General features: G+C 71.3%; 11 protein-coding genes and 1 riboswitch. Of the genes, 4 read left to right on the top strand and 7 right to left on the bottom strand.

The annotated features are described in order from the left end of the window. The first annotated feature begins 85 nt into the window (after positions 1-85). Positions 86-1,087 (top strand): AraC family transcriptional regulator, encoded by a 1,002-nt coding sequence (locus AP234_RS27475; protein ID WP_055482643.1) that lies wholly within the window; start codon positions 86-88, stop codon positions 1,085-1,087. 84 nt (positions 1,088-1,171) lie between these two features. On the opposite strand, the gene AP234_RS27470 is transcribed toward AP234_RS27475, so the two are convergent. The 7 genes from AP234_RS27470 to AP234_RS27440 all read right to left on the bottom strand — a co-directional run bounded on the left by AP234_RS27470 (position 1,172) and on the right by AP234_RS27440 (position 11,338). Continuing rightward, positions 1,172-1,912: a GH25 family lysozyme gene (locus AP234_RS27470; RefSeq protein ID WP_055482642.1), complete on the bottom strand. Its 741-nt coding sequence runs from the start codon at positions 1,910-1,912 to the stop codon at positions 1,172-1,174. Positions 1,913-1,924: 12 nt separating this feature from the next. Continuing rightward, positions 1,925-2,068, bottom strand: a riboswitch (cyclic di-AMP (ydaO/yuaA leader). 170 nt (positions 2,069-2,238) lie between these two features. Continuing rightward, positions 2,239-3,228, bottom strand: a complete 990-nt coding sequence (locus AP234_RS27465) for a pirin family protein (protein ID WP_055482641.1) — start codon at positions 3,226-3,228, stop codon at positions 2,239-2,241. A 223-nt stretch (positions 3,229-3,451) separates the two neighbouring features. Then, on the bottom strand, positions 3,452-4,435 hold the full coding sequence (locus AP234_RS27460) for a DUF2804 domain-containing protein (protein WP_055482640.1): 984 nt from the start codon (positions 4,433-4,435) through the stop codon (positions 3,452-3,454). Then, positions 4,432-6,138: a glycoside hydrolase family 2 protein gene (locus AP234_RS27455; protein WP_055482639.1), complete on the bottom strand. Its 1,707-nt coding sequence runs from the start codon at positions 6,136-6,138 to the stop codon at positions 4,432-4,434. Before AP234_RS27455 ends, AP234_RS27460 begins: the two co-directional genes overlap by 4 nt. Further along, positions 6,128-8,164 (bottom strand): alpha-galactosidase, encoded by a 2,037-nt coding sequence (locus tag AP234_RS27450; protein ID WP_055482638.1) that lies wholly within the window; start codon positions 8,162-8,164, stop codon positions 6,128-6,130. Before AP234_RS27450 ends, AP234_RS27455 begins: the two co-directional genes overlap by 11 nt. Further along, the gene (locus AP234_RS27445; RefSeq protein ID WP_200926746.1) at positions 8,161-9,882 is read right to left on the bottom strand and encodes a glycoside hydrolase family 13 protein; all 1,722 of its coding nucleotides are present in this window, start codon (positions 9,880-9,882) and stop codon (positions 8,161-8,163) included. The genes AP234_RS27450 and AP234_RS27445 overlap by 4 nt, the downstream gene beginning before the upstream one ends. After that, the gene (locus tag AP234_RS27440; protein ID WP_055482637.1) at positions 9,872-11,338 is read right to left on the bottom strand and encodes an MFS transporter; all 1,467 of its coding nucleotides are present in this window, start codon (positions 11,336-11,338) and stop codon (positions 9,872-9,874) included. Before AP234_RS27440 ends, AP234_RS27445 begins: the two co-directional genes overlap by 11 nt. Positions 11,339-11,410: 72 nt before the next feature. Here AP234_RS27440 and AP234_RS27435 point away from each other — a divergent pair, with 72 nt between their 5' ends. The 3 genes from AP234_RS27435 (at position 11,411) to AP234_RS27425 (ending at position 13,907) form a co-directional block, all read left to right on the top strand. Beyond that, complete coding sequence (locus tag AP234_RS27435) at positions 11,411-12,040, top strand: TetR/AcrR family transcriptional regulator (RefSeq protein ID WP_055482636.1); 630 nt, start codon at positions 11,411-11,413, stop codon at positions 12,038-12,040. A gap of 206 nt (positions 12,041-12,246) precedes the next feature. Beyond that, complete coding sequence (locus AP234_RS27430) at positions 12,247-12,966, top strand: MOSC domain-containing protein (RefSeq protein ID WP_055482748.1); 720 nt, start codon at positions 12,247-12,249, stop codon at positions 12,964-12,966. A 197-nt stretch (positions 12,967-13,163) separates the two neighbouring features. Beyond that, positions 13,164-13,907, top strand: a complete 744-nt coding sequence (locus AP234_RS27425) for a class I SAM-dependent methyltransferase (RefSeq protein WP_055482635.1) — start codon at positions 13,164-13,166, stop codon at positions 13,905-13,907. Positions 13,908-13,976 lie beyond the last annotated feature (69 nt).

Here is a 13,976-nt window from a genome sequence, read left to right as displayed (position 1 = left end):
ATCGGTTTATCGGCCAGATGGCGGGGCGTTGCCGGACGTGCCGGGTGGTCGCCTTTCACCTGGTGCGGAGCTCGGTCCGGATCACATGACCGCTCGGGAGGAGGACGTGCTCGTTAAGTCGCCCCCGCTCGCGGCCCATGAGCGGTTTCACACGCATGACCTCGAGGACGCCCACGCGGGGGTGGAGCAGGCGCTCGGCCCGCACGGACTGCGCCTCGTCGAGCGTGGGACGCGGCTCGACGCCCGCATGAACGGGGTGACGCTCGACCGGGTCGGCCTCTACTACCTCGGTTACGGGGCGGAGATGCTGGTCACGCCGGACGAGTGGGGGAGCTACTTCTTCGTCGAGATCCCGCTGACCGGGGCGGCGGAGGTGACCCAGGGCCGGGAGCAGATCGTGGCCACGCCCGAGCTCGCCTACGTGCTGTCGATGACGGGACGTACGTCCATACGATGGGCGGCCGGGAACGAACAGCTCATCGCCCGGTTCGACCGCTCGGCGCTCGAAGCCCAGCTCGGCAGGATGCTCGGGCGGCAGCCGGGCGAGCCGCTCGTCTTCTCCCTGGGCATGGATCTGACCCTGCCCCCGTCCCGGTCGTGGCTTTCGGTCGTCGACCTGCTCCGGCGGGAGGCGGAGACCGGCGGAGCCATGCTGACCCAGCCGGCCGCCGCCAAGCGGCTGGAGGAGCTGCTGATGACGCAGCTGCTGCTGGCCCAGCCCAGCAACTACACCCCCGCCCTGCTCGGGGAGCAGCCGCGTGTCCCGCCGCCCGTGGTGAAGCGGGCCATGGAACTCATCGAGGCCCACGCCGCCGAGCCGCTCACCGTGGAGGACATCGCCGAGGCCGTGGGCGTGGGGGCCCGGGCGCTGCAGGAGGGGTTCCGCCGCCACCTGGACACGACCCCCATGGCGTACCTGCGGGACGTGCGCCTGGACCGGGTGCGCGCCGAGCTGACGGTGGACGCCGTGGACGCGACGACCGTCACCGATGTCGCCTTCCGCTGGGGGTTCGCCCACCTCGGCAGGTTCTCCCTCGCCTATCGGCAGCGCTTCGGCGAGCCCCCGTCGGCGACGCTGCGCCGGTGACGCACGCGTCGGCGAAACCCCGTGCGACCGGCCTCGCCGGGGCCGGGACAGGCCCGGGCCGCCGGCGAGGACGGTCGCGCGTGATCAGGGCCGGCCGAGGGCGCGCAGCTCGTCGGGGGTGAGCGCGGAGACGTTCTTGTCGATGGGATATTCGGTGTACTGGTGGATGGCCCAGCTCTTCCAGTCGGCGGGCGGCGTGACGGCGCCCGGGGCCTTGCTGTAGTGGGCCACCCACAGCGGATACTCGGCCAGGCCGTGGCCATAGGTGTTGGCGAAGTTCCAGCCGCTGTAGAACATCGGGGTGACGCCGGTCTTGGCCTTCACGTGGGCGAGCCAGGCCTTGGCCCAGGCGTTGACGTGGGCCACCGACCTGCCGTTCGTGGTCTCCAGGTCCAGCACCAGCAGATCGCCGGGTTTGGCGGGGTGCTGGTTCACCATGGACAGGAAGTGTTCGGCCTCGGCGATGGGATCGTTCTTGGGGTGACCGTAGTGGTAGGCGCCGCGGACGATGCCCTTCTCGTCCAGCTCCTGCCAGAAACGGGCGAAGGTGGAGTCGCGGAAGGACAGGCCCTCGGTGGCCTTGATGATGCCGAACTTCGCCGGGCTGGCGGTCCAGTCGTGGTTCGGCTCGTGGTTGGAGACGTCTTCGCCGTACATCAGCGTGACGTTCTCTTCTCCGGGCGCCTGCGGTGCCGCCTGCACCGGCGTGGCCGCGAAGACGCCGACTGCGGTGAGTACGACCAGGGCCGCGCCGAGACGCTTGCCGGAGAGGCTCAGGCGGCGCTTGAGAGAGACAGGGGCTGCGGAGAGCCGGTGTTCCAGCATGAAGGGATTGACTCCTTGCTTCCATGCCGCCTGCCGGGACAGCTGACGGGTTCGGGGCGGCGAGCGCGCCCTACGGTGCGCAAGGGGGCAGGCGCTCCGATTCACCCGAGGGGTGGTCCCCGGCTCCGTGAGGTGCGGAGTCGGCGGCCGTGCACCTCCTGACGGGACAGCTCCGTCAGGAGACGCGCGGATCCGGGCAACGAACCGGCAACGCAACCGACGACGGAGTCACCGCTGCGCGTGCCGTGGAGTCAAAAGGTACACACACCCCCATTGGGGTGCAAATAGGACAAAAATCCTGGGACGGGAGCTTCGCGATGGGCTGCTTACTCCTTCGGGGAAAGAGGTCCGTCGGTGTGCGGGACGCGTTCGGCGGGGATGACGCCCAGGCGGCCGGCCTGGTAGTCCTCCATCGCCTGGAGGATCTCGGCCCGGGTGTTCATCACGAACGGTCCGTAGTGGAAGACCGGCTCGCGGATCGGCTGCCCGCCGAGCAGCAGCACCTCCAGGTTGGGCTCGGCCTGGGGCTGGGCGGTGTCGGCGGTGAGGGTCAGCGCCCCGCCGGGGCCGAAGGCGGCCAACTGCCCCCTGCGTACCGGTCGCCGCTCGGTCCCCGCCGAACCCTGGCCGGCCAGCACGTACGCGAGGGCGTTGAAGCCGGGGTTCCACGGCACCTCCAGCCGGGCGCCCGGGCTGATGGTCGCGTGCACCATCGTGATCGCGGTGAACGTGATGCCGGGGCCGGGGTGCCCGGCCAGCTCACCGGCGATCACCCGCAGCAGCGCGCCGCCGTCCGCCGAGGCGAGCAGCGCCGCCTCACGTCCGCGGATGTCCTGGTAGCGGGGCGGGTGGAACTTGTGCGCGCGGGGCAGGTTGACCCACAGCTGGATGCCGTGGAACAGCCCGCCCGAGACCACCAGGTGCTCCGGCGGCTTCTCGATGTGCAGCAGGCCGGACCCCGCTGTCATCCACTGGGTGTCGCCGTCGGTGATCGTGCCGCCGCCGCCGTTGGAGTCCTGGTGCTCGAAGACGCCGTCGATGATGTAGGTGACGGTCTCGAAGCCGCGGTGCGGGTGCCACGGGGTGCCCTTGGGCTCGCCGGGGCCGTACTCGATCTCGCCCATCTGGTCCATGTGGATGAACGGGTCCAGGACGGACTGCGGCACCCCGGCGAACGCGCGCCGTACGGGGAAGCCCTCGCCCTCGAGGCCGCTGGGCGCGGTCGTCACGGATCGTACGGGGCGGGGGGTGGCGACGGCCGGGTCGGGTGCGGTGACGCGGGGCAGCGTCAGAGTGTCGGCGGTGACGGCGGGCATGGCACGCTCCTGGTTGAAACTTAAATTACATGGGCTTGCAACCAATTGTGACCATCGCGCATTCCCCCGGCGAAGCCAAGCCCGCCCGCACTCCCGGATGCGGCTCCCACTCGCGGCAGATCTGCTCGAAATGAGGGCCGAGGACATCGCTGACGAAGCGGCGGCGGCCGGCCTGCCATGCTCGCGCGGCACTCACTGGGCCGGACCGCGTGGTGAGAGCATCTCACCAGCGGTTGCGTGCCTCCTCGGCCCAGCCGATAAGGCCGTCGAGGTCCACCCAGGCGCCGTCGTCGGCCCGGGCCCGACCCGAGAAGCGGCCGAAGCACTGGTGGGTCTCGTTGCCCACCAGGCCCAGCTCGGTGCGGGCGACCTTCTCGTGGAAGGGGTGGAACTCCACCTCGACGCGCGGGCCGGTGATCCGCCATGGACGCAGCCAGTCGGCCCGGTCGTACGACCAGGTCAGCTCGTCGTCGATCTTGTGCAGGCGGCCGTCGACGAACAGCGCGTTCTCGGTGGAACCCGTGCCGTCGGTCCACTTGCCGCCGAGCTGGATCGATCGGCCGGGCCCGCTGCCCGCCGCCCAGTTCCACGTGATCGAGTAGGGCCACTTGCCGCGGCCGTGGTCGAGCACGGCGAAGGAGTCGGCCTCGTCGATCGTGAACTCGGCCGACGCCAGCCGCAGCCGCCCGCGCACCGGACGGCCGACGTCCTTCACCGTGTACTGGAACCGGTTCGGCCCCCACGGCACCACCACGCCGAGCGACTCGTGCCCCTCCGGCAGCGGCACCTCCAGGTCGATCTCGGCTCCGGGCGCGACGGCCCGGATCACCGTGCCGTCCGCGTCCTGCTCGATGTCGATCGCCACACCCCCGCCGTGTACGGACGCCGTCCCGGCTCCGCTGCGCTCGGGGAAGACGGCGCCCCGGGCCAGCGGCACCACGACATCCCTGGTGGTCTCCGTACGGGTGGCCCGGTCGAGCACGTAGACGCCGTTCACCGCGGCGTAGTCCAGCGAGGAGGCGACCAGGCCGATGATGTGGCCGGGCGTGACGACGCCCCAGTATTCCCAGCGCTTGCGCCGTCCCCACCCGCGCAGGTTGCCCCGATGCAGCGGACGCCGGGTCCAGCCGACGGCGTCGGGGTTGAGCCGCCCGTCCGGCAGGCACAGGTCGACCGGCGCCGTGATCTCCCGCTCGTGTGTGGTCATTGGAACCTGAGCCTTTCCGTGATCGAGCGGACGAGGTCCTCGGGGAGTTTGAGCACCGCCCTGTCGTAGGTGAGCAGGCCGTTGATCTCGTCCTCCACGTCGGACAGCTGCGTGTAGACGGTCGCGCTCAGCCCCCGCCGGATGGCCGGGATGATCTGCTCCTCGTGCAGCCGGGCGAACGCCGCGCCGAGCCGGTCGGCCGTGTCGTACCGGCGGTAGCCGAACTCCTTCTCGCCCCAGGTGCGGCCCTCGACGCGCAGGCCGTACCCGCCGTATTCGGACAGCACGAGCACCCGCCCGTCGGGCCGCGGCGGACGGAACCGGCGGAAGTACACGTGCAGGCTCCGCAGGTCTCCCGCACGCTGGTCGTGCCAGCCGCTGGCGTGGTCGACCGTACGCGTCGGGTCGAGCCGGGCGACCTCGCCGGCGATCCGCGCCGCGTCGAACTGGCCCCAGCCCTCGTTGAACGGCACCCAGACGGCCAGGCTCACCACGTTGCGCAGATGCTCGACCGTGGCGCGCAGCTCGGCCTCGAACGCCGTACGGCCCGCCGCGTCGGCCCGGCCGAACCGGCGGTGCCGGCGGTCGTCCAGCCGCAGGGCGGGCAGGACCGCCGGGGTGGTGATCACCCAGGGACGGTACGCCGCGCCGCCGTTGACCATGTCCTGCCAGACGAGCATGCCGAGCCGGTCGCAGTGGTGATACCAGCGCAGCGGCTCGATCTTGATGTGCTTGCGCAGCATCGTGAAGCCGAGCCGCTTCATCGTGGCGATGTCGTGGATCATGGCCTCGTCGGACGGCGGGGTGTACAGGCCGTCTGGCCAGTAGCCCTGGTCGAGGACCCCGGCGTGGAAGTACGGCCGGCCGTTCAGCAGCAGCCGGGGGACGCCGTCGGCGTCGGGCCCGACCGAGAAGGAACGCATGCCGAAGTAGCTCCGTACCCGATCCGTGCCGAGCGAGACGGCCACGTCGTAGAGAAACGGGTCCTCGGGGCTCCAGAGGCGGGCCCCGGGCAGCGGCACGCGCACGGGCCGCCCGGCCGGCGCGGCGGCGTGCGCGACCACCTCGCCCCCGGCCGAGATCTCGACGTGCGCCTCGCCCTCCGGCGCGTGCACCGTCACCTCGACGCACGAGTCGTCGAGCATGGGGGTGAGCGTGAGCCGTTCGACGTGGAGCTCGGGCACGCGCTCGGCCCAGACCGTCTGCCAGATCCCCGACTGGGCGGTGTACCAGATGCCGCCGCGCCGCAGCCGCTGCTTGCCGCGTGAGCCGTGCCCGGTGTCCGAGTCGTCCCGCACCGCCACGACGAGGACGTTGCCGCTCTCGCGCAGGTGCTCCGTGACGTCGAAGGAGAACGGCAGGTAGCCGCCGGTGTGGCCGCCGGCCTCGACGCCGTTGACCCACACCCGGCAGGTCTGGTCCACCGCGCCGAAGTGCAGGATCACCCGCCCGTCGGTGAAATCCCCCGGCAGGTCGAACGAGCGCCGGTACCACAGCGTCTGCCCGGGGAGCAGTTGCCGGTTCACCCCCGACAGCGGCGCCTCCGGCGAGAACGGCACGAGGATCTCGCCGTCGTACGTCTCGGGCGGGCCGTCGCCGATCGCGTGCGGGCCGATCGCGTACTGCCAGTGGCCGTTGAGGTTGAGGTAGCCGTCCCGGACGAGCTGGGGCCTCGGGTACTCCTGGAGCGGGCTATCCGACACGGGTGAGCCTCCTCAGCTCGCTGGTGGCGTCGAACGGCCAGGGCCGGGGCAGGCCGTGGCTCATCAGGAGCGCGCCGTGGTGCACTTCCCCGGTGTCCTCGTCGCGGTAGCGGCCGCCGGGGTCCAGGCCCTTCAGCCGTACGGGCGCGGTGACGCGGATCAGCGTGGTGGGCCGCCAGGAGAGCACCACGACCCTCGGGCCGAGGGTGTACTGCACGGCCCAGTCGCCGAGCCGGTCCAGCCGCCCGTCGTGCACGACCGGGCGGATCTCCTTGTACCGCGCCACCAGCTCCTTCGCCTGCCGCAGGTCGTCGGCGTCCCAGCGCGGCAGGTCGCCGCCGATGCCGAGCGCCCCGGCCATCGCGACGTGGAAGCGGAAGTCCAGCGGCGCCCGCCCGGAGGTGATCGCGTTCGGGCTGTCGGTCACCCACGCGCCCATCGTGCAGGCCGGATAGATCTGGCCGTAGCCGTGCTGGACGGCGATCCGCTGGGCGGGGTCGGTGTTGTCGGAGGCCCAGATCTGATCGGTGCGGGCGAGCATGCCGAGGTCCGTACGGCCTCCGCCGCTCGCGCAGCCCTCGATCATCAGATGCGGGTGGTCCGCGCGGAGCCGGTCGATCACGGCGTACACGTTGCGGACGAACGGGATCCACACGTCGTCGCCGGCCTCGGTGACCGGCCGGTTCATGTCCCATTTGAGGAACGCGATGTCGTTTCGGGTGACCAGGTCGTCCAGCCATTCGTGCGCCCATTTGGCGACGTCGGACCGGGAGAAGTCGAGCAGGAGCTGGTCGCGCACCTCGGTCGTCCGCCGGTTCCGCTGGCGCAGCACCCACTCGGGGCGCGTCCGGTGCAGCTCGCTGTCGGGGTTGACCGACTCCGGCTCCACCCACAGGCCGAACTTCATGCCCAGCGCGGTCACGTGGTCGATCAGCGGGGTGAGGCCGCCGGGGAAGCGCTCGGGGTCGGGCCACCAGTCGCCCAGGCCCGCCGTCTCGCCCGTGCGTCCGGAGAACGCACCCGGGCGTCCGCCGAACCAGCCGTCGTCCACGACGAACAGCTCGACGCCGATGTCGGCGGCCAGCTCGGCCAGCTCCATCTGCCGCGCCTGGGTGACGTCGAAGCCGACCGCCTCCCACGAGTTGTAGATCACCGGCCGGATCCGGCCGGGCGAGGGCAGCACGTGCCGGCGGATGTGGTCGTGCCAGCGGTGGCTGATCCCGCCGAAGCCCTCGGCGGAGTAGACCCCGGTGAACACGGGCGTCTCCAGCGACTCCCCGGGTCCGAGCCGCCGGGTCACCCCGTCGTGGCCGAACCCGCCGCTCCAGCCGGCGTGGCCGTCGTGGTCGTGCTCCACGGTGATGCGCCAGCTTCCGCTCCAGGCCAGCGCGGCGCTCCACACCTCGCCGTGGTCCTCGGTCGCGTCGCCCGCGTCGAGCATCACCCACGGGTTGGCGTGGTGCCCGCTGTGCCCCCGCCTGCTGGTCAGCGTGGTCTCGGCCACGGCCAGCGGGGTGCGCCGCACCTGGAACTCCCCGCCCCACTCCCCGGTGACGTGGCTGAGGCGGTAGCCGGGACGCGGGGGGACCGTCCAGGCCGCCGAGTCGCAGCGCAGGATCGTGATCGGCTCGTCGCCCGTGTTGCGCAGGCAGGTCCAACGTTCGATCGCGTCGTCTCCTGGCCTGACCCGGTAGTGCAGGTCGATCTCCAGCGGGTAGTGGCGGTCGGCCATGCGGATCGTCAGGTGGCCGCCGTCGTGACCGCTGTCGATGTGGTCGCCGAGGTGGCGCCACTCGACGCCGCGTACGGCATCGCCGTACCTGACCTGCAGGCCCGCCACGCCGAACCGGCCGCCGCCCTCGACGGGCAGCTCCGCACGCCCGGGCGGCAGCGCGCGTGCCTGGTCCGGGGTGAGCCGCGGTCCCCAGTGCGCACAGCACGGCGCGTCGTCCGGCCCGAGCCGTACGGCATAGCCGCAGGTCGGGGTGGTCAGCAGCCACAGCCCGGGCCCGACATGATCGATCATGACAGCCACACTCCGGTGTCGGGCGGCAGCAGGCCGGCGTCGAGCGGGCCGCTGGCCAGCAGCACGTCCTGGCCCGGCGGCAGCGGCACCGGCTCGGCGCCGAAGTTCACCATCAGCACGAAGCCGGGCTCGCGGGCGAAGGCCAGCACATCGGGCGGGGCGTCCAGCCACGTCAGATCGCCGTCGCCGAGCGCGGGATGGCCGCGCCGGACGGCCAGCGCGGCGCGGTAGAGGTTCAGCGTGGATCCGGGGTCGGCCCGCTGCGCTGCCACGGTCAGCGCCGCCCAGTCCTCCGGCTGGGGCAGCCACGTCTCCCGGCCGCCGAAGCCGTACGGCGGAGCCGTACCGGACCAGGGCAGCGGCACCCGGCAGCCGTCCCTGCCGATGAACGTGCGCAGCGTGCGCTCGAACATCGGGTCCTGCCTGGCCTCGTCGGGAATGGCCAGGTGCTCCGGCAGGCCCAGCTCGTCCCCCTGGTAGATGTACGCCCCACCGGGCAGCGCGAGCAGCAGCAGCGCGGCCGCGCGGGCGCGCCGGGTGCCCAGCGCGACGTCGACGTCCAGCCGGCCGAGCAGCACCTCCGGGGTCGGCGCGCGGACCAGGTCCTGGTCGACGCCGAACCTGGTCACCATGCGCGGCACGTCGTGGTTGCCGAGCACCCACGGGATCGACCCACCCGTCTCGCGCGCCAGCCGGTGCGACTCGTCGATCACCGCGCGGAACTCCCCGGCGGACCACGGCGTGGGCATCAGCCGGAAGTTGAACAGCTGGGCCAGCCCGTCCCCCGTCAGGTACGGCCTGGCCTGGTCGGCGTGGCCGAACCAGATCTCCGCCACCGTGCCGCGGTCGCCCGGGTAGGCGTCGAGGATCTTCCGCCAGGACCGGTAGAGCTCCAGCAGCTCAGGCTGGTGCTCGTACGGAACGGGGGAGTTGCCCGGCGAGAGCGGGCCGCCCTGACTGCCGGGGGTCACATCAGGCAGGCCGTCCTGCTTGAACAGCATGGCGGCCACGTCGATGCGGAAACCGGCCACGCCCCGGTCGAGCCAGAACCGCAGCACCCGCTCGAACATGGCGACCACGTCGGGGTGCCGCCAGTTCCAGTCGGGCTGGCCGGAGTCGAACAGGTGCAGGTACCACTGGCCGTCAGGGACGCGCGTCCAGGCCGGGCCGCCGAAGATGGACTGCCAGTTGTTGGGCTCGTCGCGGAAGACGAACCGCTCCCGCTCGGGGCTGCCGGGACCGGCCGCCAGCGCCTGCCTGAACCACGGATGCTCTGCCGAGCAGTGGTTGGGCACGATGTCCACGATCACCTTGATGTCCCTGGCCGCCGCGCCGGCCACGAGCGCGTCGAAGTCGGCGAGCGTGCCGTACCGGGGATCGACGTCGCGGTGGTCGGCCACGTCGTAGCCGCCGTCGGCCAGCGGCGAGGGGTAGAACGGGTTCAGCCAGATCGCGTCCACGCCCAGCTCGGCCAGGTGGTCGAGCCGCGACAGCACGCCAGGCAGGTCCCCCTGGCCGTCGCCGTTCGCGTCGGCGAAGCTGCGTGGATACACCTGGTAGACCACGGCGTCGCGCCACCAGGCGTCCTGGTCGAAGGGGGTCGCGACAGGGTTCTCCGGGTGCTCGCCGGACTTTTCTGGGTGTTCGTCGGACTTTTCTGGGTGTTCGTCGGGCCTTTCTGCGTGCTCGCCGGACTTTTCTGGGTGTTCAACGGACACCGCGGATCCTCCAGACCAGACAGGCGCCCAACACGGCGAAGCCGGCCGCGACGCCGTACATGAGCGGATAACCGCCCGCCGAGGTGACCAGGGGTGCGGCGATCACCGGGCCGAGCGTGTTCGATGCGGAATTGGACAGGCTCACGATGCCGAGGTCCTTGGCCCGGTCGGCGTCGGCGGGTAGCAACTGGGTGACCATGGCCTGGTCCACGGCGGCGAACATGCCGTAGCCGGCGCCGAGCAGGGCGGCCGCCACGATGGCGGCCGGCCAGCTGGTCAGGAACGTCAGCACCAGCCCGGCGGCGGCCATGGTGATCCCGCCGGCGAAGACGGCGGGTCTGCGGCTGCCGCGCCGGTCCGACAGCCACCCCGCGAGCAGCGTCGGCACGACGCTGCTCAGCGTGAACACCGCCACGAGCACCACGACGCCCTGCTCCACCGTGGAACCGGGGAAGAGCCGCTCGTAATGGACGGCGTCGCGCAGGAAATACTGCAGGTAGCCGATCGCCATCGCGAGCGTGAGGGTGATCATGAGTCGGCTCAGCCAGGCCCAGGCGAAGTCGGGATGCCGGCGCGGGCTCACCCAGAAGCCACGCAGGAAGGAACCCGCGTCGAACGGCGGGAGCGCGGCCGTGGCGGTGGCACGTCCGACCGGATCGGCGGAGTCCTTCGAGTCGGCGGTGCCGACGGTCTCGGCGGTGTCGACGGGGTCGTCCGGTTCGGGGGTGTCGACGGGGTCGTCCGGTTCGGCGGTGTCGACGGGGTCGTCCGGTTCGGGGGTGTCGACGGGGTCATTCGGGTCGGCGGGTTCGGCGGGCTCGGCTGGTTCGGCGAGTTCGGCTGGTTCGGCTGGTTCGGCGGGTTCGCGGGTGAACAGCCCGAACGGCAGCACCAGCAGCAGCACCAGGACCGCCATCGCCAGGAACCCCGCCGGAGCCCCCGTCACCAGGACGGTGACCACCACCCCGCCCAGCAGCGGCCCGGTGAGCTGGCCCACGCCCGACAGCGCGGACACCTTGCCCCGCTGGCGGACCGGCACCTGGTCGGGCACGGTGGCGATGGCGGCGGCCAGTGCTGCGGTGAACGACAACTGGGCGACCGCCCAGCCGACGATCAGCCCGGCCAGAGAGTCCTGCCAGGCGAGGAAGACCAGGGAAGCGGCACAGACCAGTGCGCCCCCGACGATCCAGGGACGGCGCCTGCCGAAGCGGCTGCGGGTCCGGTCGGACATGGCGCCGAACAACGGGTTGGCGATGATCGTGCAGACCGCGCCGACGGCGAACACGGCCGCCAGCGACGCCTCCTTGTGCGTCGGGTCGATGCGTGCCACGTGGGAGGGCAGCAGGATCTGGTTCCCGACGGTCATCGCCATGATGACCCCCATCTGGGCGAGCGCCAGCAGGGACATCCATCCGGCGGAGACCGGTCTGACTGGCGTGGTCCGCACCTCGTGCATGCGCGTCCTTCGGGGAGAACATGAGAGGTTGCCACGTTAGAACATGACGGGGCGTTATGTTAAGACTGTTCCGTGGACAATCCGGGGCTCCGGCGGCGGCCGGTCCAGAAGCGCAGCATCGACAGGGTCGAGCGCATCCTCGACGCCTGCGCCCGCCTTCTGGACGAGGTGGGCCTCGACGCGCTCACCACGAGCGACGTCGCCAGGCGCGCCGGTGTGCCGAGCGGCACCATCTACCAGTTCTTCGACGGCAAGGCCGGAATCCTGCGCGAACTGGCCCTGCGCAATCTCGACCTGCTGCTGGTGCGGCTGCGCCGCCGGGTGGCCGAGGAGGACGGGCTGACCTGGCCGCGCGCGGCGGAACTCGTCCTGGACGAGACCGTGGAGATGCGCAGGACCGTCCCCGGCTACACCGTGGTCGACTTCGCCGACACCCGGCCCGGCGGGCCGTCGTTCCTGCCGCCCGGCGAGGCGAAGGAAGGTGGGGACGTGCTGGCCGAGCGGCTCTACCACTTCGCACTGGACGAGGCCGGGCTGCCGCCGCTGGCCGACCCCTATCGCGTCATGCGGCTGGCCATCCAGGCCACCGCGGCCGCCCTCCACCTCGCCTTCGCGGTCTCCGGGGAGGGCGACCCCGCGATGATCGAGCACGGCCGCAGGCTGCTGCGGGCCTACTTCGCCGACGTGGCCCCGACCGGCTGAACCCGCGTTCGGCGAGAGGCCCGCGCGTCGACGGCCCGGGCAGATCGGGACCACAGCGGACCCGGTCGTTCTGGTCATGCTCCGGGGCGCCGGTCGAGTCGGACACCCCCGGGCAATAGCCTGGAACCGCACCATGTCCGATCCGTACGCGCCCACGAGGAGGCCCGTGTGCATGCCACGCGGTGGCAGGTCAGGCCGGTCCGACGATGACCGTCGGGCGGGTGCTGGTCGTGTCCGTCGGTGCCGTACGACCGCTGTCCTGGCGCGGACGCACCGTGGCGTCGGGCATCGAGAAAACCCCCGTCCGAGGGCCGGTCGAGGTCACACGACTTGGTTTGACGGGCGACGAACAGGGAGACCGGAAACACCACGGTGGTCCGGACAAAGCGGTTCTCCTCTACCCGAGCGAGCATTACCAGGCGTGGGCCCAGCGGCTCGGTCGGCTCACTCCGCCGGCCTTCGGTGAGAACCTCACCATCTCCGGGCTCCTGGAGAGCGACGTAGTGCTGGGATCGATTTACACCATCGGTACCGCCCTGCTGCAGGTGAGCCAGCCGCGTCGACCCTGCTACAAGTTGGCCGCCCACCACGGCATCGCGGACATGGCCGTCATGACCCAGCGGACCGGCAGGACCGGTTTCTACTGCCGAGTGCTGCGCCCCGGTCACGTGGAAGCCGGCGACACCCTCGACCTGCTCTTCCGCCCTCGACACGGCATCACAGCGGCCGAGGTGCACCGTGTGCTCAACGTCGACCGCGCTGACCGGGCCGCCGCCCAACGCCTGCTCGACCACACCGAGGTGCTACCCGCCTCCTGGGTCGCACTGCTCCGTAAGCGCCTCGACGGGCAGGTCGACGACCAGACAGAACGCCTGCAGGGCCCGGCGTCGGCAGGGCCGATGGAAACCACGGCAGACCGAACATGAACAGGTCGAAGACCGTGGAGGAGCGTGAGGACGCCCTCCCGGAGCGCTAGGCCCCGTCCCGGGGTGATTGGCCACGCCGGCGGACCGGGTGCGTACTTCCCGAGGACAGGCCACCCTGGTCGGCCGCGTCCGTGATCTCTGCCCGAAGAGCGAAAATCATTGGACAAAGCGTACGGCCCACGGCGATCGTCGATGGTATGCGACAGGAGGAGATCTGGGACATCGAGGCCGCGCGGCACTATGACACGCCGGGGGTCGGCATGTTCGCACCCGATGTCCTGGGGCCGGCCGTGGACCGTCTCGCCGAACTCGCGGGTGACGGAAGGGCGCTCGAATTCGCCGTCGGAACCGGCCGCGTGGCCGTCCCTCTCGCGGAGCGAGGTGTTCCCGTCACCGGCATCGAGTTGTCCGTACCGATGATCGACCAACTGCGAACGAAGGCGGACGAGACCACGATCCCGGTGATCGTGGGCGACATGGCGACCGCCGTCGCCCCGGGGGAGTACTCGCTCGTCTACCTCGTCTACAACACGATCTCCAATCTGCTCACCCAGGCCGAGCAGGTGGCGTGTTTCCGCAACGCCGCCCGCCACCTCACGCCCGGTGGCCGGTTCGTGATCGAGCTGTGGGTGCCCGAGCTGCGCGAGCTCCCGCCGGGTCGGCAGGCCACGGTCTGGAGTTGCGAGCCCGGCTACATCGGGTTGGACACCTACGACGTGCTGCGCCAACACGTCGTGTCACACCATTTCACGTTCGGCGAGGACGGCCGGGCTCGGCTGTTCCGCAGCCCCCATCGCTACATCTGGCCGGCCGAACTCGACCTGATGGCGCAAATGGCCGGGTTCCAGTTGGAGACCAGGCACGCGGACTGGGCCGGAGCCGAGTTCACCGCCGATTCCCGTTCCCATATATCCGTCTACCGAATTCCCCGGGAGCGGTAGACCGGCCTCCGCCGGTCCTTTCACTGGCCGGTGCCGCGACCGCCAAGGTTTGCCCGGAAGGAGCGGCGG

This window comes from Sphaerimonospora mesophila (genome assembly GCF_001417795.1).
In the GTDB taxonomy this organism is placed as follows: Bacteria; Actinomycetota; Actinomycetes; order Streptosporangiales; family Streptosporangiaceae; genus Sphaerimonospora; species Sphaerimonospora mesophila.
The sequence above is the reverse complement of the archived record's forward strand: the minus strand, read 5'-3'. Positions and strand labels throughout refer to the sequence as shown.